The following is a 22,587-nucleotide window of genomic DNA, read 5'->3' as shown; positions in this document are numbered from 1 at the left end:
TCACCCTATTCGCCCGCTCCCCCTACGTCGTCATCGCGACCTGCCCACCCCTGCTTTCTCTTCATGGGTGTCGTGGGCGCGTCAGTTGCCGCTGCGTGGGGGCGCCCCTGTCAGGCGTGGTCGGGCGTTTGCGCACTGCGAGGCGCTAGCCGAGCAGTCCAGCAAGGGCGGGACAGGGGGCCGCCCCCGCTCCGCGGCAACCAATCGAGGTCTCGACACGCTCGACCAGCCGAGATCTCGACCAGCGCGGCCTAGTTGCCGTCGTCGGCCTTCATGGCGTGTCCGCCGAACTGGTTGCGCATCGCCGCCACCATCTTCATGCTCGGCGAGTCCTCCTGCTGCGAGGTGAACCGGGCGAACAACGCGGCCGCCATGGTGGGCACCGGCACGCCGAGGTCGACCGCGGCGTTGACCGTCCAGCGTCCTTCGCCCGAGTCGGCCGCGTAGCCCTCGATCGTGTCGAGGTGGGGGTCTTCGTCGAGGGCGCGCACCATCAGGTCGAGCAGCCACGACCGAATCACCGTACCCTCGCGCCACGAGTTGAACACGTCGCGCACGTTGGTGACCAACTGTGCGGTTTCGAGCAGTTCCCAGCCCTCGGCGTAGGCCTGCATCAGGCCGTACTCGATGCCGTTGTGCACCATCTTGGCGAAGTGGCCGGCTCCCACCTCACCGGCGTGGACGAAGCCGTACTCGCCCTCGGGCTTCAGCGCGTCGAAGATCGGCTGGGCCAGCGCGATGTCGGCTTCGTCGCCGCCGGCCATCAGCGCGTAGCCGTTCTCGAGGCCCCAGACGCCGCCCGAAACGCCGCAGTCGACGAAGTGAATGCCCTTCTCAGCCAGCGATTGGGCGTGACGGGCGTCGTTGGTCCATTTGCTGTTGCCGCCGTCGATGACCAGGTCGCCCTCGGCGAGCAGACCTTTGAGTTCGTCGATCACCTGGTCGACGACCTGAATGGGCAGCATCACCCAGACCACGCGCGGGCCGTCCAGTTTCTGCACCAACTCGGCCAGCGAGGCGGTGTCGGTGACCTCGGGGTTGCGGTCGTAGCCCACGACCGTCAGCCCGGCGCGACGCATTCGCTCGCGCATGTTGTTGCCCATCTTGCCCAGGCCGACGAGTCCGACGTGCATGCGTGCCTCCACTTCGTGCTGCAGTGTCGCCGACGCTACCCGGTGTGGGGACGAATCGGGCTGTGGCAAGCGCGATCGGTCAGGGTTAGGACTCAGGCGGGCAGCCGCATCAGCATGATCACGTGGCGGTAGTCGGTGAGCGGTTCGCCGTCCAGTTCGTTGAGCGCGGTGAGCAGACAGGGCTTGCCGGGCGCGGTGAACGCGAAGTGCACGTAGGGGGCGTCGAGCGCCGACAGCGCGTCCGACAGGTAGTGCGGGTTGAACCCGGCCGCGGTCATGGCCAGACCGTTACCGGTCTCGTCGGTGACCACCGCTTCGAGCGCTTCGACGGCCTGCGCCTGGTCGCCGGTGGCGGCCTCGAGCGTGATGGCCTGGTCGCCGATGATCATGCGCAGCGATGTGTTGCGCTCGGCCACCAGCCCGACGCGCTTGACTGCGGCGATCACCTCGGCGGTGTTGGCACGCACGGTGAGCGTGGCCTGCACGCTCATCAGGTGCCGCACCTTCGGAAACTCCCCGTCGAGCAGGCGCGTGGTGATCTCGCGGACGCCGGCCGCCCCGTCACCCTCGAAACCGATCAGCCCGTCACCGGTGCCACTGCCGGCCAGGCTGAGCGTGACCAGTTCGCCCGACGTCATCGACTTGGCCGACTCGCCCAGCACCCGAGCCGGCACCAGCGCGGCACCGGCGGTGTGGGCGCTGCTGGGGTTCCAGGGAATCTCTTTGAGCGCCATGCGGTAGCGATCGGTGGCCAGCAGCGAGAGGGTGTCGTCTTCGATCTCCATGCGCACGCCGGTGAACACCGGCAACAGCTCGTCGCGGCCGGCGGCCACCACGACCTGGGCCACCGCCTTGGCGAAGTCGTCACTGGCGACGGTGCCGGTCGCCTCGGGCATGGCAGGCAGAGCCGGGTAGTCCTCGACCGGAAGCGTCTGCAGGGTGAACCGGGCGCTGCCGCAGACCAGTTCCATGCGGCTGGCGTCGGCGGTGACGTCGACGGGCTTGCCGGGCAGCGAGCGGGCGATGTCGGCCAACAACCGGCCCGACACCAGAGCTACGCCGTCTTCGATCACATCGGCCTTCACGGTGATCTGCGCCGACGTCTCGTAGTCGAAGCTCGACATCACCACCTGGCCGTCGGCCGCCTTGACCAGCAGACCGGCCAGAATCGGCACACTGGGCCGGGTGGGCAGACTGCGTGCCGTCCAGGCGACTGCTTCGGCGAGAACATCGCGGTCGAGGCGGATCTTCACAGGGCTCCCTTGCTCGTACTTCCGGGGGACGATCATATCCGGCGGGCTCCGGGTGCGACCTGCTTCCACAGTATGGGGATCGGGTTACTTTGATGATTCTTTGACGAGTATCAATTCTTCGTAGTCATAGCTGGTGTGGAAAGTGTGCAGAACCAGCGTCACCCCTGGTGAGCAGGCTCGAAGCGGGTGTGCACAGCGGTGTGGGCAAGTCAGAACTACACGGGGAGTAGATGCGGACGAATCCGCGGCCCGAGAGGTTGTCCACAGGTGCGAGTCACACGTTGCAGTAGTTCTCCACCGCCGAGTGAGCAGACAGGACGGGTCTCGACAGGCTCCGCCAGCGGGTGGTCGCCCGACGTCGTTCCGTGACGGTCCTCGTCATGCCGGCGGATGCCGGAATCTTGGTTGACGTCGACCACACCGTGGAGGAACACCTGCGTAGAAGCAGACCGCAGAAGCTGTGCGAGAGTACGTCCGATTTCGGGGGCGTGACCCCTCAGCAGGCCTGAGCACCGTTCAGATCGGACGTACTCTCGCAGGGCGGTTTGGAGATCCCCGCGTGCGCCGGGATGAGGTGATGGCTAGCGCTTGGCAGCTCGCTGCTTGATGCGGTTGGTCAGCTCGGCGACCTGGTTGAACACCTTGCGGTCTTCGCTCATCAGGTGGTGGATCTTCTTGTTGGCGTGCATCACCGTGGTGTGGTCGCGACCGCCGAACGATTGCCCGATCTTCGGCAACGACAAGTCGGTGAGTTCACGGCACAGGTACATGGCCATCTGGCGGGCCATCACCACGCTCTGCGTGCGGCTGGCGCCGCACAGGTCGTCGGTGCTGATCGAGAAGTAGGCGGCGGTCTCGCTCTGAATCAGCGGGGCGGTGATCGGAGTGTCGTCACCGTGCGGAATCAGGTCGCGCAGCACCACCTCGGCCAGGCTCAGGTCGACCTCTTGCCGGTTGAGGCTGGCGAACGCGGTGACTCGAATCAGCGCACCTTCGAGTTCGCGAATGTTGGCCTGAATCTTGGTGGCGATGAACTCGAGCACCTCGGGGCCGGCGGTGAGCCGCTCGGCCGCCGCCTTCTTGCGCAGAATCGCGATGCGGGTTTCGAGGTCGGGCGGTTGAATGTCGGTCATCAGTCCCCATTCGAACCGGCTGCGCAGCCGCGGCTCGAGCGCCTCCAGCGACTTGGGTGGCCGATCGGACGTGATCACGATCTGCTTCTGCGCCGTGTGCAGCGTGTTGAACGTGTGGAAGAACTCTTCCTGGGTCTGGATCTTGCTCTCGAGAAACTGGATGTCGTCGATCAGCAGCACGTCCACGTCGCGGTAGGTGCGCCGGAAGTCGGCGGTGCGGTTGTCGCTGATCGCGTTGATGAAGTCGTTGGTGAGCTCTTCGGTCGACACGTACTTGACCCGGCGGCTGGCGTGGTAGTTGCGCACGTAGTGGCCGAGCGCGTGCAGCAGGTGCGTCTTGCCCAGCCCTGACTCGCCGTAGATCATCAGCGGGTTGTAGGCCTTGCCGGGCGCCTCGGCCACGGCCACCGCCGCAGCGTGCGCGAACCGGTTCGAGCTGCCGATCACGAACGACTCGAAGGTGTACTTGGGGTTCAGCCGGCCACCGGCCCGGTCGTCCACCTGGGTGGCCGCGGTGAGCACGGGGGCGGGCGCCGTGACGGTGGTGTCGAAGGCGTCGTCGTCCGCGACGTCGTCGGCGCCGGGCGCCAGCACCAGGGCGATGCCGATCGGACGTCCGAAATAGCTGGTCAGCTGGCCTTCGACCCACGGACGCAGCCGCGACTCGACCCGTGAACGGGTGAAATCGTTGGGCACGCTGATGATGAAGGTGCCCTCGTGCATGGCCTCGGCGCGGGTGTTGCGCAGCCAGGCCCGGGACGGCGCATCGGCCTCTGACCAGACGAACCGCCAGGCGTCATCCAGGTCATCGGACGGACCGGCGGGAGGGGTCTGCTGGTCGGGCACCCGCTCTCCCTTCCCTGCGCGTTCGCCGTCGACCGAGGTCGTCCACATAAGTTATCCACAGGGTGTGAACAATGGAACCTCGCCACCGACGGGGTGGGGCCAAGGTCAACGGACCGAAACGCTAGCCGCTCCCGGGGGCCATCTGCAAACCAGTCCGGCACAATTTCCACGCCCTTCGGCGTGTCGGCTCGACGCGCCGTTCGGACGGCTCCTGCACGGTCGGTTTGCCCACCGGCACCACCCCCGCGTAACCTTGGTTGGTCGCAGCCAGCGATTCACCTGCGTGCGTCCGCTGTGGGCGTATCGGTTCCGCATGACATTGAAACGGGGAGCACTTCCGTGAGCAAGCGCACTTTCCAGCCGAGCAACCGGCGTCGCAGCCGCACCCATGGCTTTCGTCTGCGCATGCGCACCCGCGCCGGGCGCGCCATCATTTCGGCTCGCCGTAGCCGGGGCCGCGCTCGCCTCGCCGGCTGATCAGCACCTGACGAGTCGTCAGGTGCTGGCCAAGGCCGCGCGGCTGCGAACCGCCGACGAGTTCCGCACCACCGTGCGCCGGGGCGTCCGTTGTGGGCGCCCCACGCTGGTGCTGCACATGCTGCGCACCGACAACCCGCCGTCTCGGGCGGGTTTTGTGGTGTCCAAGGCCGTCGGCAACGCGGTGCGACGCAACCGGGTGAAGCGGCAGTTGCGTCACCTCGTGGCCGCCCGGCTGAACCAGACGCCGTTCGCGGTCGACGTGGTGGTGCGCGCACTGCCCCAACACGGCCGGCTCGCCGACGATCTGGCCGCCGCCTGGACGACCACCACCAAGAAGCTGGCCGCGGCATGAAACACGTGCTGATCGGCCTACTCAAGGCGTACCGCACCCTGATCAGCCCGCTCTACGGGCAGGTCTGCAAGTACTACCCGTCGTGCTCGGCCTACGCGCTCGAAGCCGTCACCGTGCACGGCGCATGGCGGGGCACCGGGCTGGCGCTGCATCGGCTGGCGCACTGTCACCCGTGGTCGCTGGGAGGGTACGACCCCGTGCCGGGCACCCCCGCGGCCGCCGAGTGGGCCCGTGAACAAGCCGCGTCCGAACCCCGACTTCGAGGAGCAACGTGATTCCACCGATTCCGCAGATCGTGCCGCTGGACCTGTGGGGCGACCTCCTCGGCGCCCTGAACACCATGATGGCGCCGCTGTATTGGGCCGTGTCGTGGGTGATGACCACGTTCCACGCCCTCTTCGCTTCGTTCTTGGGGGCCGACAGCGGCTGGGCGTGGGCGCTGGCCATCATCTCGCTGACAGTGGTGATTCGTACCGCGCTGATTCCGTTGTTCGTGCGCCAGATTCGCAGCTCGCGCAACATGCAGTTGCTGCAGCCGCAGATGAAGGCCCTGCAAGAGAAGTACGGCCACGACCGCGAGCGCCTGGGCCAAGAGACGATGAAGCTGTACAAGGACGAGGGTGTGAACCCGATGGCGTCCTGCCTGCCGTTGCTGCTGCAGATGCCCATCTTCATCGCCCTCTACCAGGTGCTGTGGAACGCCTCGCAGGGTCACGCCATTGGTGTGCTGACCATCGAGCAGGCCGAATCGCTGCGCAACGCGACGATCTTCGGCGCCAAGCTGTCGGGCGTCTTCTGGCCGCTCACCAGCGGTTTCGGCCCCACGCAGATTCTGACCGCGGTGCTGGTGCTCAGCATGACCGCGGTGCTGTTCGTCACCCAGCTGCAGCTGATGCGCAAGAACATGCCGCCCGAGGCGCTGACCGGCCAGTTCGCCCAGCAGCAGAAGATCATGCTGTACGTCTTTCCGTTCATGTACCTGTTCATGGGCGTGAACATTCCGGTCGGCGTGCTGCTGTACTGGCTGGTCTCGAACACCTGGACGATGGCGCAGCAGTACATCCTGATCCACAACAACCCGGCCCCCAACACCCCGGCCTACATCGACTGGGAAGAGCGCATGCGGGCCAAGGGTAAAGACCCCGAAGAGCTCGCTCGCAAGCGAGCCGGCAAGAGTCGCAAGGCTGCTCCGTCCGCTGCACCCGCCGACCCGACAAAGGTCGCGAGGCAGAGCACGTCGGGCACCGGCAGCGCGCCGTCCGCCGGCGGCAAGGGGTCGACGGCGAAGAACGGCACCACCTCGACCAGCGGCACCGCTGAGCAGGCCTCGGCGCAACGCCAGCAGGTGCAGCGGCAGCAGCCCACACGCTCCAGCCGCTCGGCCCGCAGGTCGGCCCAACCCAAGCCCAAGCCCACCACCGGCGACGCCTGAGCCGGCAACAGGAGTGAACCGAACATGACCGATCTGCACACCGAAGAGACCGCCGTGGATGAAGAGACCGATGCGGTGGTCGAAGCCGACGACACGACGGACGCCGGTGAGGAGCCGACGCGCAGTAAGCGCGAGCAGGCCCTCGAGAACGAAGGCGAGATCGCTGCCGACTACCTCGAAGAGCTGCTCGACATCGCCGATCTGGACGGCGACATCGACACCTACAGCGAGGGCGGCCGGGCCCACGTGTCGATCGTCACCGACGGTGACGTGCTGGTGGGCCGCAACGGTGAGGTGCTCGAGGCGCTGCAAGAGCTGGCCCGGCTGGCGGTGATGACCGAGACGGGTCACCGCTCCCGGCTGATGCTCGACGTGGCCGGGCACCGCGACAAGCGTCGCAAAGAGCTGGAGGTGCTGGCCAAGGACGCCATCGCCGAGGTGGTCGAAGACGGCGAGCCCGTCCGGCTGGCCCCGATGAACCCGTTCGAGCGCAAGATCGTGCACGACGTGGTGGCCGCGGCTGGTCTGGTCAGCGAGTCGGAGGGCGAAGAGCCCAAGCGCCGCGTCGTGGTGCTGCCGAAGGGCTGACCCTCGCTGGTAGAGCTTGTCGAGACCTCTGACCCTTCGCGCACCCACGGCATTGCCGGCGGAGGCCGCTATGAGCACCGTCATCCCGGCGTACGCCGGGGATCTCGGGACGCTGGTCAACGAACTGGTCTCGACGCGCTCGACCATAGGAGTCCGTCTCTACACCCTCGAGCACGGGACGACAATCGACTCCCGCACGCACCTACGTCATCCCGGCGAACGCCGGGATCTGGTGGTGACCGACCGCTACGAGCCTGCCTGCGCCAGAATCCTGCGCACACCCTGCTCGGCGTCGGCGGAGTACTCGTCATCGACATCAAGCGCCCGGTGAATGGTCAGGCCCTCGATCAGTGCGTCCAGAATGCGCACCGTGACCGCGTCGAAATGCCTGGCCAGAGCGGCTCGGCTGCGTGCCATCCACGCGTGGGTGAACTCGCGGTAAGCCGGCTCTCGCGCCGCCAACGTGTACAGCTCGTGGGTGAGCACCAGGTCGCGTTGGTTGCTGAACACGTCGTCGGTGATCAAAGCCACTACGGCGGCCCGTGCCTCGTCGGCGGTGTTCGCACCGTTCATGCGCCGTTCGATCTGCTGCGCGCCGCCCTCGCTGAACCGCGCGAAGGCTGCCCGCAACAGGTCGTCCATGCCGTCGAAGTGGTACGTCATCGAACCCAGCGGAACCCGGGCCGCCGCCGCCACCCGACGGTGCGAGGTGCCGGCCACGCCATGCTCGGCGATCACGTCGAGACAGGCGTCGATGATGCGCTCGCGGCGCCCAGGGTCGTAGCGCGGGTTGGCCGGCACGTCAGATGCTCCGCAACACCCGGGCGGGATTGCCCACGGCGATCACGTTTGCCGGCAGGTCGCGGGTGACCACCGAACCGGCCCCCACCACGGTGTTGTCGCCGATCGTCACACCCGGGCAGACGATCACTCCTCCGCCCAGCCACACGTTGTCGCCCAGCGTGATCGGACGTCCGCCTTCGAGCTTGTCGCGGCGGGGTTGCGGCTCGATCGGGTGGATCGGGGTGAGCAGTTGCACCGACGGCCCGAGTTGACAGTCGGCGCCGATCACGATCGGGGCCACGTCGAGGGCGGTGAGGTTGCAGTTGATGAACGTGCGATCGCCGATGGTGATGTGATCGCCGTAGTCGACGAACAGCGGCAGCTGGGCTGGGTGGACGATTGGGCTGACGTACCCGAGCCTGTGGTCAAGTTGTTCCGGGCTGCGCGCCCGCATCGACCACGCAGTTGCTCGACCAGCTGCGCCGCACCATGCCGAGCGGGGTGGTCGCCACCTCCAGCGGGCGCGGCTCCATCGATCTGATCGCCGACGACGTGAACAAGGGCACTGCCCTGCAGTGGCTCGCCAACCGCCTGGGCTTGCGGGTCGACGATGCTGTGGCTTTCGGCGACGGGGGCAACGACGCCGAGTTGCTGGCTGTGGTGGGCCACGGCGTGGCCATGGCCAACGCACCCGACTGGCTGAGGGCTAGGGCAGATGACGTGGCTGCCAGCAATTCCGAGGCCGGCGTGCAGGCCTACGTCGAACGACTGCTGGACGATCTCGACGAGGTTGGCTTGCAGGCCTTCGTGCAGTAGACAGAGTGGGTGCAGATCGAGAGCCGGGTGTTCGGTGACGCGTACGAGACAGCGAACCGATATGTCGACATATTGGCAAGTCGAGGAGTCGACTGGGGCCTGATCGGCCCTCGCGAGGTCGAGCGGCTGTGGCCGCGACACGTGCTGAACTCCGTAGCCATCAGCCAGTTGATCGACCCGGGTTCGTCGGTTCTCGACGTCGGTTCCGGGGCTGGTCTACCGGGCATTCCGTTGGCCATCGCGCGCCCCGACCTCAAGGTAACGCTGCTTGAACCGCTGTTGCGGCGGGCCAACTTTCTCACCGAGGTGGTGAAGGAGTTGGGCCTGGGTGATCACGTAACGGTGGTGCGTGGTCGCGCTGAAGAGCAGCACGACCGCTATCACGTGGTGACCTGCCGGGCGGTGGCGGCGTTGCCGAAACTGCTCACCTGGTGCCTGCCCCTGGTGGCCCCCCGCGGGCAACTTCTGGCCATGAAGGGCGAGAGTGCCGAGCAGGAACTCCTGGACGTTCAGGGCACCCTGCGCAGTCGGCGATTGACCGGCGAGGTGCTGGCGGTCTCGGCAGATCCCGAGCTCGAGCCGACCTGGGTCGTCCGCATTCGCTGACGAAGATCCCGACGTTCGCCGGGATGACAACGGTTCGGGTGTTCCCGATTGTGCGTACCGCCGGAATCTCTTCCGTCACGTATCGTCGACCGTCTTGGTGACGCGCACCAGATGTACGCGGCACGCGTCGGGCTGGCAGATAGGCTTTCAGATCGAACAAGAATGAAGGATTGCTGGTGACCAAAGGGCCGACGGTTTCACGTGAAACCCCTAATGGAGCACGCGCATGACCCAGTCAGCGGTCCCCCGCCGCGTCGTCTACGACACCGACGAGTTCACTCCCCCGCCTGTTGAGCTTCCAGACGACTCCGTTCCACGTGAAACGGGCCCGCTTCCGCTTCCCGAACGCACCCGAGTATTCGTCATTGCGAACCAAAAGGGCGGCGTGGGAAAGACCACCACCGCCGTCAACCTCGCGGCCGGCCTCGCCAACGGCGGTCTACGTGTGCTCGTGATCGACCTCGATCCTCAGGGCAACGCGTCCACCGCCTTGGGTATCGACCACAACGCCGGCGTTCCCGGCACGTATGAGGTGCTGATCGACGGCGAACCGATCGAGCAGCACGTGCAGCAGTCCCCCGAGGCCGACAATCTCTGGGTGCTGCCCGCCACCATCGATCTGGCTGGTGCCGAGATCGGCTTGGTGGACATACCCGGACGTGAAAGCCGACTGCTCCGCGCTCTCGACCGACTGCTGCAGCGTCACCGGGTCGACTACATCTTCATCGACTGTCCGCCGTCACTCGGCCTGTTGACGTTGAACGCACTGGTCGCGGCCGAAGAGCTACTGGTACCGATTCAGTGTGAGTACTACGCGCTCGAAGGCGTGTCTCAGTTGTTGCGCACCATCGACCTTGTGAAGGGGTCGATGAACGACAGGCTGCGGCTGTCGACCATCGTGCTCACCATGTACGACGCCCGCACGCGGTTGTCGGCGCAGGTGGCGCATGAGGTGCGAACCCACTTCGGCGCCGAAACCCTGCGCACGGCGATTCCCCGGTCGGTGCGCGTGTCCGAAGCTCCCAGTTACGGACGCACCGTGATCACCTACGACCAAGCCTCGGCCGGCTCCCAGGCGTACCTGGCGGCGGCCAGCGAGATCGCCCAGCGCGGCGTAGCGGCGAAAGGACAGTCATGAACGCCACCAAACCCCGTCCGGGCCTGGGTCGAGGGCTCGGCGACCTTATTCACCGCACCGATCCGAGCCTGGAACCTCGACGCGCCGAACCGCTTGCGGTCGAACCCCCCGCGGGCTCGTACTACGCCGACTTGGCCGTGCAGAGCATTCGCCCGAACCCCAAGCAGCCTCGGCAGGTGTTCGACGAGGATGCGCTGGCCGAACTGGTGGCGTCCATCGGTGAGGTCGGTCTGTTGCAGCCCGTGGTGGTGCGTCCACTGGGTGATGATCAGTACGAGTTGGTGATGGGGGAGCGCCGGCTGCGCGCGACCCAGGCGGCCGGGCTCGACACCATTCCGGCGATCGTGCGACCGACGCAAGAGCACGATCTGCTGCGCGACGCGTTGCTCGAGAACCTTCACCGGGCCCAGCTCAACCCCTTGGAAGAGGCCGCCGCGTACCAGCAACTGCTCTCCGACTTCGGCTGCACCCAAGAGCAGCTGTCGGGCCGCATCAAGCGCAGCCGGCCCCACATCAGCAACACCATTCGGTTGCTGCAGTTGCCCGCTCCGGTGCAGCGGCGGGTCGCCGCCGGAGTGTTGAGCGCCGGCCACGCGCGCGCGATTCTTGCTCTCGGTGACCCGCTGGCCATGGAGCGGCTGGCGCAACGCGTGGTCGCCGAGAACCTGTCGGTGCGGGCCGTCGAAGAGATCGTGGCACTCGGCGACGGCGCGACCGAGAAGCGAACCCGGGCCCGGGTGGTACGTGAACCGAGCGCTCGCGCCAGCGCCCTGGCAGACCGGTTGATCGAACGGCTCGACACCCGGGTCAACGTGGTGATGGGCGCCAAGGGCAAGGGACGCATCGTGATCGACTTCGCCGGTGACGAAGACCTGGAGCGCCTGGCCGAGCTGCTGGGTGACTATAACTCGATCTAGCTACTCGGCTACTTGTTGCTTTGTCGACATTTACCATGATGTCCGTTCGGCCGATTCGAACCCCGGGGCCCGGGTAACCTCGGCTGCGTGATGACTGCCCGCGACGCACCCGCCGTCCGCTCTGCACTGCTGCGCTACCGAGTCATGGCGTGGGTGGTGGGCATTCTGCTGGTGGTGCTGGTGTGCGTCGGCGTGCCCCTGAAGTACCTGGCCCACAGCGACACCGTGGTGACCTGGACGGGCGTTCCGCACGGCTGGCTCTACATGATCCTGCTCATCACCGCCTACGACCTCGGACGCCGGGTGAACTGGCCCTGGCTACGCCTGATTCTGATCGCCCTGGCCGGCACGGTGCCGTTCCTGTCGTTCGTGGCCGAGCGGTACGCCACCAAGGACGTCCATGCCCGGCTCGCCGCGGTGGAGCAGTCGACTGCCGACCCTCAGCCGGACGAAGCACCAACGGCTGGCTGATCCACCCTGTCGGGTGTCCAGGTTCCCTGATTCCGGTCGCTGAACGGAGCGGGCTCACCCGGGATCCGGGCGCTCGCCGGGGTGACGGAGTCGTCGGGACGCACCGAACGAAACCTGAAGTCTGACGGAGTCGTCGGGACGCACCCAACGCAACGTGAAAGCGGAGCGGGGTTGCTCCTGTCCAGGTTTGGTGGGCGTTGGCGGGATCGTCGGCCCCACTGGGAACGCAGCTTTGGGCAGCGAATGCCGACGATCGTCGGCATGGGCGAGACAGGAGCGACCCCGCGCTGCGGAACACTGGCTCAGCCGAGGGACTCGACGCCCGATCGGCCGAAGAGATCCCGGCGTGCGCCGGGATGACGAGTTGCTGCGAGTCGTCAGTCGCGGGCGACCGTGCGCGCTTTCTTCGCCATGCCCTGCGCGATTCTGATGCTCATGCCGAGGGTGAACAGTGCGAACGCCCACCACTGAAGGGCGTACCCGCTGTTGCGCCACGAACCCTCGCCGGTGGGCAGCGACACCGTGGCGGGCTGCAGCCCTTGACTCGCGGCCGCGGTGGCGTCCAGGGTGATGAAGCCCGGCAACAACGGCTGCGGCCACAGCTGGGCGAGTTGCGGCAGTCGCACCGAACCAAGCGCATAACCCGTAGCCAACGCGTGATCGGTGCCGGCTTCGGACGCCAAGAACAGACCTGTTTCGCTGTGCTCGCCGGTCGGCGGCGGGGGAGCGTCCACACCTTGGGCGATGGCGCCCCGGACGATCGGCAGCACCCGTCCGTCGGCGAGTTGAAAGGCCGACAGCACCCGTACCACGCCGTCGGCGCCCAGCACTCGTTGCTGTTGGTCGGCCAGATAGTGCCCCTGCACCGTGACCGGCTTGCCGTAGATGTCGCCGACGGTGCCGTCGACGGCCACGAAGTCGAGCAGCGGCACCGGTGACTGCTGGGCCCTGGCCTGCACCGAGGCATTGGCCTGGTCGGTGAACACCCGCAGTTGCCACGCGCCGAGCACGGTCATCACACCGGCCAGCACCACGCCGAGCACGATCACCAGGGCCTGCCGTCCGCGCACCGACATGCTCAGCCCTGACTCGTTCCGCCGCCGCGGACGTGCGCCTGCCGCACCAGAGCCGCGCACAGCTCACCGAAGTCGAGTTCGGCCGCCTCGACGGCGAGCGGAACCAGCGACGTTTCGGTCATGCCGGGCGCCACGTTGGTTTCGATGAACACCGGCCCGTCGGCGTCGATGATGATGTCGGTGCGCGACAGGTCACGCAGGCCCAGTTCGGCGTGCACGGCCAGCCCCATGGCGGCGCAGGCCTCGGCGTTCTCGTCGGTGATGTTGGCGGGCGCGATGAACCGGGTCTCGCCCGCGGTGTAGCGGGCGGTGTAGTCGTACACGCCTGCGCGTGGACGAATCTCGACCGCCGGCAGCGCACGTGGGCCCTCGCCGATGTCGATCACGGTGACCGCCACCTCGGTGCCGGCGACGAACCGTTCGATCACCGCGAGCTCGCCGTAGGCGAAGGCGGCGACCAGAGCGGCGGGCAGGGCTTCGACCCGGTCGACGCGGGTGCAGCCCAGGGCCGAGCCGCTGCGACTGGGTTTGACCATGAGCGGCAGGCCCAGTTGGCGAACCACCGACTGCACCAGGGCCGGAGCACCCAGCTCGCGGAACACCGAGTTGGGCAAGGCCACCTGCTCGGGCTTGCGCACCGTCACCAGCGGAGTGCAGATCGACTTGTCGAACGCGCGTTGCGAGGCCGGGCCGGACGACCCCACGTAGGGCACGCCCAACAGATCGAGCACCGTGCGCAGCGCACCGTCCTCGCCGTCGCCTCCGTGCAGCACCGGAAAGACGACCGGATCGGGGGTGGTCGCCAGCAGGTCGGCCAGCCCTGCTGTGACGTCGGACTCGACCACGTCGTGGCCACGGTCGCGCAGGGCCTGGGCTACGCGGCGTCCGGACCGCAGCGACACGTCGCGCTCGTGCGACAGACCGCCAGCCAGCACCACGATGGTGCCGATCTCGCTGCTCATGCTCTGTGCGCCTCTCTGGCTAGGTGATATCGGGTGCTGGGCCGGTGGTGAGGTCACGGTGCACGGCCTCGACGGTGCCGGCGTCGATACCGAAGGTACGCAGCATGTCGAGCTCGTCGTGGATCACCTCACCGAGCCGCCGGGTGCCCTCGACGATGCGCTCTTCGCTCGGAAAGCAGAACGACAATCTCATGTTGCGACTACCCAGGCCGTCGGCGTAGAACGCCGTGCCGGGCACGTAGGCGACCCGAGCCGACACCGCGCGCGGCAGCATCGATTGGCTGTCGAGCCCTTCGGGCATGGTCAGCCACACGAAGAATCCGCCGGTCGGGTGCGTCCACGTGCAGCCGGGGGGCATGTTCTCGGTCAAGCCGCGCAGCATGGCGTCGCGGCGGCCGCGGTACATGTCGCGGTAGGCCACGATCTGCGCGCGCCAGTCGAACTGATGCAGGTAGGTCGAGATGGCGAACTGACTGAACACGGGCGGCGCCAGGGTGGCAGACTCCTGCGCCAGGGTCAGCTTCTCTCGGACGGCGTGCGGCGCCAACGCCCAACCCACCCGGAACCCCGGGGCGAACGTCTTGCTGAACGAGCCCAGGTAGATCACCCGCTCGTCGTCCATCGAGCGCAGGGCGGGCAGTGGCTCGCCCTCGATGGTGAGCAGTCCGTAGGGGTTGTCTTCGACGATCAGCAGGTCGAGCTCATGCGCGACCGCGATGAGTTCGCGGCGGCGCTCGAGGCTCTGGGTGACGCCGGTGGGGTTTTGAAAGTTGGGGATCGTGTACAGAAACTTGACTCGCTTGCCCACCGCCCGGCAGGCCGCGACGGCTTCGCGCAGGGCCTGCGGCACGATGCCGCGCTCGTCCATGGCCACCTGCACGATCTGCACCTGATAGGCGCGAAACGTGCCCAGCGCCCCCACGTATGAGGGCGCCTCGGCAAGAATCACGTCGCCGGGGTCGCAGAACGTTCGGGTGACCAGGTCGAGCGCCTGCTGCGACCCGCAACTCACCACGACGTCGTCGGGGTGCGCGGCGATGGCTTCTTCGGCCATCACCTCGGTGATGTGCTCGCGCATGAACGGCTCGCCCTGCCCCGAGCCGTACTGCATGGCCTGCGCGCCCCGGTCTCTGATCAGGGCGGCGATGGCCTCGCCGATCGCCTCGCGCGGCAGGTCGGCGATGTTCGGCATGCCGCCCGCCAGCGACACCACCTCGGGCCGGTTGGCCACCGAGAACAGAGCGCGTACGGCCGACACGGTGAGCCCGTGGGTGCGTTCGGCGTAGGTGTCGATCCACGGGTCGAGAACCGTGTCACGACGCGTGACGGGTTGCGGCAGGCTCACCGGCCCAGCTTAGCCAGATGCCTAAGATGACAGTGGTCGCGGCGCGAACGGCAGGAGGACCCGTGATCGGTGTCGAACTGGTGACCTCGGCGATGCTGCGCGGGCTGGCCTGCCCCTACTGCGGCCTGGCCGTGCCCGCCGATGAGGCCGATGCGGTCTCGGCACAAGCGGCTTGGGGCTGGTGCGCGGCACGAGCGGTGGCCGAGGGCCGCACGGTCGGCCTGCTGCTGCTGACGCCGGACGGCAGTGGTTCGCGCTCGCCGGCCCGTATCGTCACTGCCTTTGTTGCGCCCGAGCTCGTCGGGGCGGGCACCGGACGCGAACTGGTGCGCACCGCAGCCGCCGGGTTGGTGCGGGCGAGGGTGGGCTCTGTTCGAGCGACGTCGTCAGCGGTTCGGAGTTGTTCGAGCCTGCCCGCGGGCTTTCTGCTGGCCACCGGGTTCACGCCTTCTGAGCGTGCCGGACGGTGGCGCCTCGACCTGGGCGCCACCGCACGCGTGCCCTTCGAAGGCGTGATGGATCGCTTGGAACGCCTGGTTCAGTCGGTTCGGCCGGTGGCCCCGCCCGAACCGGCGGGTCGTCAGGTCATCGGCGCCTGGCGCAGCTGAGCATTGCCGAGTGCAGTGGTTGATACGGGCTGACTAGGTGTTTCGATGAGCGCACCACCAGTTCAGCGTGGGCGTTCGGCGGGCTCAACCCACGAGTCTCGGCGTGGATCTCGCAAGAGCTCGGTCAGCCACGGGTCATGACCCGGCCGACCAGCGCTGCGTCAGATGAACTCCTCGATGGCGCGAATCAGCGCGGCCTTGGTCTTGCCGCCGGTGAACGACTTGACGACCTCGCCGCCCGAGAAGATCTGAATGGTCGGCAGGCCGAGCACGCCCTGCTCGGTGGGCACCCGCGGGTTGGTGTTGGTGTCGAGCTTGTAGAAGCCCATGCGGTCGCCGAACTCGCCGGCCAGCTCGTCGATGATCGGGGCGATCTGGCGGCAGGGGGCGCACCAGTCGGCCCAGTAGTCGACCAGTACCGGTTTGGTCGCCTTGACGACCAGCGATTCGAAGGTGTCGTCGGTGACGGCGTTGACTTCAGCCATCGTGTTCCTCTCGATTGTGGGTGGGGGCCCTCTGGGTCGTTCAGCCTGTGACGGTCAGACGCTAGCGCCCGACTCAGACAGTTCGTTCAGGTCGGCCAGGCCTTCGATGTCTGCCAGGTAGCGCTCGGCGTCCAGAGCGGCCGAGCACCCGGTGCCGGCCGCCGTGATGGCCTGCCGGTAGGTGTGGTCGACCAGGTCGCCGGCGGCGAACACGCCGGGCAGGTTGGTGTGGGTGGTACCGGGCTGCACCAGCACGTAACCGGCGGCGTCGAGGTCGATCTGCCCCTGCACCAGAGCGGATCGGGGGTCGTGACCGATGGCGATGAAGCAGCCCTGAACCTCCAGGTCGCGCTCTTCACCGGTGGTGGTGTCGGCGAGGGTGATCGAGGTGAGCGACGGGTTGCCGTTGAGTGACACCACCCGCGAGTTCCACGCGAAGCTGATCTTGGGGTCGGCCTCGGCGCGGGCGATCATGATCTTCGAGGCGCGCAGTTCGTCGCGGCGGTGCACCACAGTGACCGAGCTGGCGAAGCGCGACAAGAACGTGGCCTCCTCAAGCGCCGAATCACCACCGCCGATCACGGCGATGGCCTTGTCGCGAAAGAAGAAGCCGTCGCAGGTGGCGCACCAACTCACGCCTCGTCCACTCAGCTCGTCCTCACCCGGCACGCCCAGCCGGCGATAGCCCGACCCCATGGCCAGAATCACCGCCTTGGCGTGGTGCACGCCACCGGCAGAGTCGGTGACCGACTTGATCACACCGGTGAGATCGACCTCCACGATGTCGTCGGTGACGATCTCGGCGCCGAAACGCTCGGCCTGAGCACGCAGGTTGCCCATCAGGTCGGGCCCCATGATGCCTTCGGGAAAACCGGGAAAGTTCTCGACGTCGGTGGTGTTCATCAGCGCACCGCCGGCCTCGACGGCGCCCTCGAAGATCAGCGGGTGCAGGTCGGCCCGCGCCGCGTAGATGGCCGCGGTGTAACCCGACGGGCCGGAGCCGATGATGATGACTTCACGAACCTCTGACATGCACTACCCCGTGGTGTTGAGACGACCCCGACAGCCTACCGCCGCTTGCTTCTGCACCAACTCCGGCCGCGGGCGGGGTATTCCGCAATCAACTTCGGGGGACTCTTCGATCACCGCAAGTTGACTTCTGGCCGTCTGCCGTTGCCTCCCCCGGCACCGGTGAACTGCACTGAAACCGGCCGCTGGTGGGCAGTGGCCGAGTCAGCGTCGAAGGCGACGATCGCCCGACGCGGAAAGGAAGCATCATGTTGGAGACCTACGTCAAGACCCGCATCGCGGTCGAGTCGTTCGTGCGTCGGCAGGCCGAACTGGCTACCAGCAGCGAGTACCGCTGGGTGTGGCTGGTGCTGATCGGCATTCTCGTCGTCGCCGCCGCCGTCGCCTGGGTGTACTGCCGCAACGCCGGCTACCGCGGTTTCACCGGCGACATCCAGGCCGTCCGCGGGCCGTGGGGCATCAAGATCGGCGTCAAGCTCGGCTGCTACTGACCCCCGGTCGCTGAGCTGAACCCCTGAAGGAGGAGTGGTGGACTTTCCGCTGCAGGTCGACAACCTGACCAAGGTGTACGGACGCCAGCGTGGCATCGACGGCGCGAGTTTCACGGTGCGGCCCGGCCGCATCGTGGGGCTGCTGGGGCCCAACGGCAGCGGAAAGTCCACCACCCTGCACTGCATCACCGGCTACCACCGGCTCAGTTCGGGCGGCATCACGATCGCCGGCCACCCTCACGACACCGCCGCGGCCAAGAACCGCCTGGGCTTCTTGCCCGACGACCTGCCGCTGCCCGAATCGCTGAGCGGTCGCGAACTGTTGATGCTGCATGCCCATCTGCGGCCCGGCCTCGACCTCGCGGCCGCCTACGACCTGTTCGACGTCTTCGACCTGGCCGACCACCTCGACAAGTACGTGGGCGACTACTCCCACGGCATGAAGCGCAAGCTGCAACTCGTGCTGGCCACGGCGCACCGTCCGCGGTTGCTGGTGCTCGACGAACCGTTGCGCGGCCTCGACCCCGAAGCCGCGATCTTGATGAACACCGTCATCGAACGCTCCGCGGGCGCCGGCAACGGCGTGCTGATCGCCACCCACGACCTGTTCGCCGCCGAACGCGGCTGTGACGAGGTGGTGATCGTCAGCGAAGGACGCGTCGTCACCCAGGGCGCCCCGGCCGAGCTGCTCGAGCGGCACCGCGCCGCCAACCTGGAGGCGCTGTTCCTTGCCCTCACCGGCATCGGCACCGGCTTGGAGCGCAAGCTGCAACACCTCACCCACACCCTCGATCCCGACCGCATCGATCCGGTCGCAACCGAAGTCTCAGGAGGCATCTCATGAAGTTCGCCAAGAATCTCGTCCTCACCGCGGCGCTGGTGGTTGCCGGCATGATCGTGGTGGCGGTCGTCTGCTTCACCACCGGGGTCGGCGTGAACGTGCCCTGGCTGGTCACCGCGCCGCCCCGCGGCGGCGCCGCCCCGTCGATCGACGTGGCCTTCGACCCGCTGGGCCTGGTGGCCGTGACGTTGCTCGGAGCTGCGCTGTTCACCGCTGTCGGGGCGCTGCGCACCCGGGTCGCCCGGGCCTGACGCGCCATGCAGGTGACGAAGGCGAACGAGGGTCGGCACCGGCACCGTGCGACCGCGGTGTTGTTCGTGGCCGCCTGGAGGTCGTGGTTCAACCAGATCGCCCGAGCCCTGGGGGCCCGCTGGAAGGCGGCGTTGCTGCTGGCAGCGCTGCTGGCCCTGGTGATCGTGGCCGTGGTGTGGAGTGCGGCCAGCGTGCTCGACAGCATCGGCGGGGTGCAACTGCTGCACGAGGCGCCGGCCGTGGTGGTCGGCGCTGTCAGCTGCCTCGCGGCACTGGGCACGATTCTGGCGGCCCTCTACACCCCCGACCGCAACACCCTTACCGCGCACCTGTCGCCGTTGCCGATCGAGCCGGCGGCTCTGCGCCGGGCGGCGCGTACCCAGGAGTTGCTGGTCGGCCTGGTGCTGGCCGTCACCCTGACCGCACCGATTCTCAGCCAGGCGGCACTGTCGGGCCCGCCCGAGGCCGCCGTCCGGGGGGTGGCTCTGCTGCTCGGCCTGATCGCGGTGGCCGAGAACCTCACCCTGGTCGCCACCCGCCTGGTCGGCCTGGCTCTTGCCGCGGGACGCATCGAGCCGTCCGTCGCGCGAGCGCTGGCGGCCCTCGCGGTGCTGGCGGCGTTCGCGTGGATGTTTCTGGCCAGCCTGCCGATCAACTTCAACGAACCGCACGGGCCGGCCGTCTGGTCGGCCGCGGGACTGGTCTGGGCGTTGGACGGGCCACAGGGCTGGGTGCTGGTCGGCGCCCTGGGCGCGGTGTCGGGCGGGCTGTGGCTCGCGCTCGGGCGGGTGGACGACATCGAGCCGGGCCGGGGCCGCGACCGACGCGTCTCGGCCCGCCGCGCCGGCGCGGGCATGGTGAGCCTCGAGCGCCGCCAATGGCTGCGGTTCGGCCCGAACCTGGTGATGCTGATCTTTCTCAACGGGGTGGCGGTGCTGGCGCTGGCCGGCACCGGCGCGTCCGGCAACGATCCGCTGGGCACCGCCTACCTGATTCTGCCCATGCTCAGCGCCGTCGGCGTCGGTGCCTTCGGGCCGACCAGGCGGGTGCTGTGGCTGTACCGAATGACCGGGCGGCCGCTGGCCTGGGTTGTACCCAAAATGCTGGCGGTCTGCTCGGTGTGGGCCGTGGTGGTGGTCGGCTACGGCGCGGCACTGGCGCTGCTCGGCCAGTGGACCTGGCACGACCTGGCCTGGATGCTGCCCATCTCGCTGGCCGAGTTGCTGGTGGCGATGGCGGTGGGCGTGCTGCTGCCGGTGACCGCCGACCAGTCGATCAGTGGTTCGATCAGCGAGGCCGCCGCGCTGGTGAGCGTCATCGTGCTGGCCGCCGGCTTTCAGAGCGCCCTGGCCGGGGTCGACAGCCTGTGGTGGGCGCTGGCCCTTCAGGTGGCGGCCATCGGACTGGCTGCGCTGGGCTACGGCCTGGTGTCGGTGCGAGCGGCGCTGCGATGACGACTGCTCTGGAGCTGCTGCGCGGCTGCCTCAAACCCGGCCTGACCATGGCGGCGTTGTTGTTCGGCCCCGCCACCCTGGCGGGTTGGGCGGCCGCCGACCTGGCCACCCCGCTCGCGGCCGCCGGCTGGGGGGTGCTGGTGGGGGTGACGGGACTTCTGGCCCACGAGGGCGCACACCTGTGGCTCGCCCGCCGGTTGGGCGGCCCCGACGCCGCGCGGCTACGGACTTCGTGGCGGGGCCTGTCGGTCGACGCTCCCGGCCTGCACCCGCAGCACAGTGCGGCGGTGGCCCTGGTCGGGCCGCTGGCAGGCGCAGCGGTGTCGGTCGGCATCGCGGCCCTGACACCGGCGCCGGTCTGGATCGCCACGGCGTTCGCCGGCGTCCATCTGCTCAACCTGGTACCGGTGCGCCGAACGGACGGGGCGGTGGCGCTGCACGCCGGTTGCGCCGGCCTGGTGCGGCGGTGGGACCTTGAGCGGGCGCAGCTCGAAACGGCACATAAAGAGGGTGCCACTGGTGGGCAGTGACACCCTCGATATCGAAGGCGACGATCACCGACGACAACGTCAATGGTAGGCCGGGTGGGCGGCTTCCTTCATCATCTGGGCTTAGCTCGGGATCGTGGTGCGGAGGAGATCCCGGCGTTCGCCGGGATGGCGGTGAGGGGGATGTGGCCCGAGCTGGGAACCGTCCCCAACTCGCGCCACGGGCTTGTCACTCCTGCTCGGCCCAGAACCCGCCGGGTGCGAACAACTCCTCCACGAGTTCGTCGAGCAGGTTCAGCTCGAGCAGTAGGTCGAGCACCGTGTAGCGCTTGCGGATCATCTGGGCCCGTTGATACGTGGCCTTGAACTCGGGCCAGGTCAGCTCGATGTCGTAGGGGTGCGCGGGGGCGCCTGCGGCCCGCAGCATGCGCTGCAACTCGGCGGCCGGAATCAACTGCTCCTGCAGCTTGGGCAACAGGGTCGGCCACAACGACTTGAGCAGTTCGAGACGTTCGCGCAGTTGCTCGGGCGTCAGGTGCTTGGCCATCGTCTGCACCACGACCTCTTCGACCAGGTGCGGCTGGTGGGCGGCGCGCGAGCGGGCCTCCATCGCCGCGGCGTCGGGGTAGGCGGCCACTGCCGCGTCCACGTCGAGGTTGGCGATGTCGCGCTCGAAGAAGCGTTCGTACAGGGCCGCGACCGCCACGCTGCCCACCGCCACCTTGAACCCGTGGCTGAGCCGGCGGGGTTTGATGTCGACCCCGTGGCCCTCCATCTCCCACAAATGGCTGAACTGGTGCTCGGCACCCGATGCCGGCCTCGACGACTCGTGCGCCTGCATGGCCAGGCCCGACATCACCAGGCCCTCGGCCAGTTCACCGGTGGCGGGCACGTCGCCCGCGGCGAGCGCCTCCGGCTTGGCCAGGGACGCCCGCAGCGGCCCCTGCACCAACCCCCACACGTAGTCATCGATGGCTTCGGCGCCCAGCGCGTCGGCAATGATCCAGTCGGCGCCGGCGGGCACCTTGCCCAGCAGGTCGCCGTAGCCCGAGGCCGTCATCACCTGCGGAGCCGCGGCCATCACCGTCCAGTCGGCCACGCAGGCGGCGGGGGCCGGGCAGTTCAGGGTCTGCTTGTAGCCGTCGACGGCGATCGAGCTGCCGAAGGCGGTGTAGCCGTCCATGGACGCGGCCGTGCACACCACCAGGTAGGGGCGGTCGAGTTCGCCGGAGGCACGCTTGACGATGTCGTTCAGGGTGCCCGCGCCGACCGCTAAGGGCACCGCGTCGATGTCGCGCAGCACGTCGCGGAGCAGCTCGCAGTTCTCGTACTTGGCGTACAGCTCGGGGTCACCGGGAAAGACGTAGGGGTCGGCCACCTCGACGCCGCCCGCCTTGAGCGCTTCGATGACGGCGTTGCCGGCCACGGCCATGGTGCGCTCGTCGCCCACCACCACGGCCGGCCGTTGACCGAAGGTGGCGGTGAACACCTCGGCGACGCTGTCGATCGCCTGTTCGCCGGCAAGTACCGCCTTGGTGTCGGTCGAGGTCTGCAGGGCCTTTTCGATCAGGTCGGACATGTGGGTTGCGCTCCGTTCTAGCGGGGTTT

Annotated in this window: 26 protein-coding genes and 1 pseudogene; 16 read left to right on the top strand and 11 right to left on the bottom strand. The window is 68.0% G+C overall.

Going from position 1 to position 22,587, the window contains the following annotated elements; all coding sequences use genetic code 11:
• Positions 1–251: 251 nt before the first annotated feature.
• The 3 genes from gnd to dnaA form a co-directional block, all read right to left on the bottom strand.
• Positions 252–1,133, bottom strand: a complete 882-nt coding sequence (gnd, locus tag MPLG2_RS14425; protein ID WP_105187697.1) for a phosphogluconate dehydrogenase (NAD(+)-dependent, decarboxylating) — start codon at positions 1,131–1,133, stop codon at positions 252–254.
• 92 nt (positions 1,134–1,225) lie between these two features.
• Positions 1,226–2,386: a DNA polymerase III subunit beta gene (dnaN, locus tag MPLG2_RS14420; protein WP_105186737.1), complete on the bottom strand. Its 1,161-nt coding sequence runs from the start codon at positions 2,384–2,386 to the stop codon at positions 1,226–1,228.
• A gap of 581 nt (positions 2,387–2,967) precedes the next feature.
• A complete protein-coding gene (dnaA, locus tag MPLG2_RS14415; protein ID WP_105186736.1) occupies positions 2,968–4,413 on the bottom strand; it encodes a chromosomal replication initiator protein DnaA in 1,446 nt (481 codons plus the stop codon).
• A gap of 291 nt (positions 4,414–4,704) precedes the next feature.
• Between dnaA and rpmH the strand changes: the two genes are divergently transcribed.
• From rpmH to MPLG2_RS14390, 5 genes are read left to right on the top strand one after another with little or no spacing between them, the layout of a single operon-like run.
• Entirely contained in the window at positions 4,705–4,842 is a 138-nt protein-coding gene (rpmH, locus tag MPLG2_RS14410; RefSeq protein ID WP_105186735.1) for a 50S ribosomal protein L34, read from the top strand.
• Between the two features lie 22 nt (positions 4,843–4,864).
• Positions 4,865–5,197 carry a ribonuclease P protein component gene (gene rnpA / locus MPLG2_RS14405; protein ID WP_105186734.1) on the top strand — a complete coding sequence of 111 codons (333 nt, stop codon included), beginning with the start codon at positions 4,865–4,867 and terminating at the stop codon, positions 5,195–5,197.
• Positions 5,194–5,472, top strand: coding sequence for a membrane protein insertion efficiency factor YidD (gene yidD / locus MPLG2_RS14400; protein WP_105186733.1), 279 nt, complete (start codon positions 5,194–5,196; stop codon positions 5,470–5,472). Before rnpA ends, yidD begins: the two co-directional genes overlap by 4 nt.
• Positions 5,472–6,629, top strand: coding sequence for a membrane protein insertase YidC (yidC, locus tag MPLG2_RS14395; RefSeq protein ID WP_269459192.1), 1,158 nt, complete (start codon positions 5,472–5,474; stop codon positions 6,627–6,629). The genes yidD and yidC overlap by 1 nt, the downstream gene beginning before the upstream one ends.
• Before the next feature lie 24 nt (positions 6,630–6,653).
• Positions 6,654–7,217: a Jag family protein gene (locus tag MPLG2_RS14390; RefSeq protein WP_105186732.1), complete on the top strand. Its 564-nt coding sequence runs from the start codon at positions 6,654–6,656 to the stop codon at positions 7,215–7,217.
• Between the two features lie 246 nt (positions 7,218–7,463).
• On the opposite strand, the gene MPLG2_RS14385 is transcribed toward MPLG2_RS14390, so the two are convergent.
• On the bottom strand, positions 7,464–8,018 hold the full coding sequence (locus tag MPLG2_RS14385) for a TetR/AcrR family transcriptional regulator (RefSeq protein WP_105186731.1): 555 nt from the start codon (positions 8,016–8,018) through the stop codon (positions 7,464–7,466).
• A gap of 1 nt (position 8,019) precedes the next feature.
• A complete protein-coding gene (locus MPLG2_RS19690) occupies positions 8,020–8,454 on the bottom strand; it encodes a sugar O-acetyltransferase (protein ID WP_105186730.1) in 435 nt (144 codons plus the stop codon).
• 11 nt (positions 8,455–8,465) lie between these two features.
• Between MPLG2_RS19690 and MPLG2_RS14375 the strand changes: the two genes are divergently transcribed.
• From MPLG2_RS14375 to MPLG2_RS14355, 5 genes and pseudogenes are all read left to right on the top strand, one after another.
• Positions 8,466–8,816, top strand: a complete 351-nt coding sequence (locus tag MPLG2_RS14375; RefSeq protein ID WP_105186729.1) for an HAD family hydrolase — start codon at positions 8,466–8,468, stop codon at positions 8,814–8,816.
• A 9-nt stretch (positions 8,817–8,825) separates the two neighbouring features.
• Positions 8,826–9,422: a 16S rRNA (guanine(527)-N(7))-methyltransferase RsmG gene (gene rsmG / locus MPLG2_RS14370; RefSeq protein WP_231935674.1), complete on the top strand. Its 597-nt coding sequence runs from the start codon at positions 8,826–8,828 to the stop codon at positions 9,420–9,422.
• Between the two features lie 226 nt (positions 9,423–9,648).
• Positions 9,649–10,560 carry a ParA family protein gene (locus MPLG2_RS14365; RefSeq protein WP_105186728.1) on the top strand — a complete coding sequence of 304 codons (912 nt, stop codon included), beginning with the start codon at positions 9,649–9,651 and terminating at the stop codon, positions 10,558–10,560.
• A complete protein-coding gene (locus tag MPLG2_RS14360; RefSeq protein ID WP_105186727.1) occupies positions 10,557–11,477 on the top strand; it encodes a ParB/RepB/Spo0J family partition protein in 921 nt (306 codons plus the stop codon). Before MPLG2_RS14365 ends, MPLG2_RS14360 begins: the two co-directional genes overlap by 4 nt.
• 102 nt (positions 11,478–11,579) lie before the next feature.
• Positions 11,580–11,948: pseudogene (locus MPLG2_RS14355) on the top strand (DUF3817 domain-containing protein); the annotation flags it as partial.
• A gap of 377 nt (positions 11,949–12,325) precedes the next feature.
• Here the strand turns inward: MPLG2_RS14355 and MPLG2_RS14350 are convergent.
• The 3 genes from MPLG2_RS14350 to MPLG2_RS14340 are packed head-to-tail and all read right to left on the bottom strand — an operon-like array spanning position 12,326 to position 15,331.
• On the bottom strand, positions 12,326–13,024 hold the full coding sequence (locus MPLG2_RS14350; protein WP_105186725.1) for an SURF1 family protein: 699 nt from the start codon (positions 13,022–13,024) through the stop codon (positions 12,326–12,328).
• 2 nt (positions 13,025–13,026) lie between these two features.
• Entirely contained in the window at positions 13,027–13,986 is a 960-nt protein-coding gene (locus tag MPLG2_RS14345; RefSeq protein ID WP_105186724.1) for a D-alanine--D-alanine ligase family protein, read from the bottom strand.
• A gap of 19 nt (positions 13,987–14,005) precedes the next feature.
• On the bottom strand, positions 14,006–15,331 hold the full coding sequence (locus MPLG2_RS14340) for an aminotransferase-like domain-containing protein (RefSeq protein WP_105186723.1): 1,326 nt from the start codon (positions 15,329–15,331) through the stop codon (positions 14,006–14,008).
• Between the two features lie 17 nt (positions 15,332–15,348).
• On the opposite strand from MPLG2_RS14340, the gene MPLG2_RS14335 reads away from it, so the two are divergent.
• On the top strand, positions 15,349–15,939 hold the full coding sequence (locus MPLG2_RS14335) for a hypothetical protein (RefSeq protein ID WP_158681238.1): 591 nt from the start codon (positions 15,349–15,351) through the stop codon (positions 15,937–15,939).
• 161 nt (positions 15,940–16,100) lie between these two features.
• Here the strand turns inward: MPLG2_RS14335 and trxA are convergent, their stop codons facing one another.
• Both trxA and trxB read right to left on the bottom strand, forming a co-directional pair.
• Positions 16,101–16,424 (bottom strand): thioredoxin, encoded by a 324-nt coding sequence (gene trxA, locus MPLG2_RS14330; protein WP_105186721.1) that lies wholly within the window; start codon positions 16,422–16,424, stop codon positions 16,101–16,103.
• 54 nt (positions 16,425–16,478) lie between these two features.
• Positions 16,479–17,456 (bottom strand): thioredoxin-disulfide reductase, encoded by a 978-nt coding sequence (trxB, locus tag MPLG2_RS14325; RefSeq protein ID WP_105186720.1) that lies wholly within the window; start codon positions 17,454–17,456, stop codon positions 16,479–16,481.
• A 245-nt stretch (positions 17,457–17,701) separates the two neighbouring features.
• On the opposite strand from trxB, the gene MPLG2_RS14320 reads away from it, so the two are divergent.
• The 5 genes from MPLG2_RS14320 to MPLG2_RS14300 are packed head-to-tail and all read left to right on the top strand — an operon-like array spanning position 17,702 to position 21,021.
• On the top strand, positions 17,702–17,944 hold the full coding sequence (locus MPLG2_RS14320; protein ID WP_105186719.1) for a hypothetical protein: 243 nt from the start codon (positions 17,702–17,704) through the stop codon (positions 17,942–17,944).
• A gap of 37 nt (positions 17,945–17,981) precedes the next feature.
• Entirely contained in the window at positions 17,982–18,788 is an 807-nt protein-coding gene (locus MPLG2_RS14315) for an ABC transporter ATP-binding protein (protein WP_158681237.1), read from the top strand.
• Positions 18,785–19,036 (top strand): hypothetical protein, encoded by a 252-nt coding sequence (locus tag MPLG2_RS14310; RefSeq protein WP_105186717.1) that lies wholly within the window; start codon positions 18,785–18,787, stop codon positions 19,034–19,036. Before MPLG2_RS14315 ends, MPLG2_RS14310 begins: the two co-directional genes overlap by 4 nt.
• 6 nt (positions 19,037–19,042) lie before the next feature.
• Complete coding sequence (locus MPLG2_RS14305) at positions 19,043–20,491, top strand: hypothetical protein (protein ID WP_105186716.1); 1,449 nt, start codon at positions 19,043–19,045, stop codon at positions 20,489–20,491.
• Entirely contained in the window at positions 20,488–21,021 is a 534-nt protein-coding gene (locus MPLG2_RS14300) for a hypothetical protein (RefSeq protein WP_105186715.1), read from the top strand. Before MPLG2_RS14305 ends, MPLG2_RS14300 begins: the two co-directional genes overlap by 4 nt.
• A gap of 187 nt (positions 21,022–21,208) precedes the next feature.
• Here MPLG2_RS14300 and MPLG2_RS14295 read toward each other — a convergent pair whose 3' ends face one another.
• Entirely contained in the window at positions 21,209–22,558 is a 1,350-nt protein-coding gene (locus MPLG2_RS14295) for a sn-glycerol-1-phosphate dehydrogenase (RefSeq protein ID WP_105186714.1), read from the bottom strand.
• Between the last annotated feature and the right edge of the window lie 29 nt (positions 22,559–22,587).

Origin of the sequence: Micropruina glycogenica, assembly GCF_900289045.1 — a bacterium.
Taxonomy (GTDB): domain Bacteria; phylum Actinomycetota; class Actinomycetes; order Propionibacteriales; family Propionibacteriaceae; genus Micropruina; species Micropruina glycogenica.
Note: the sequence above shows the minus strand (reverse complement) of the source record. Positions and strands in the feature narration are given on the sequence as shown.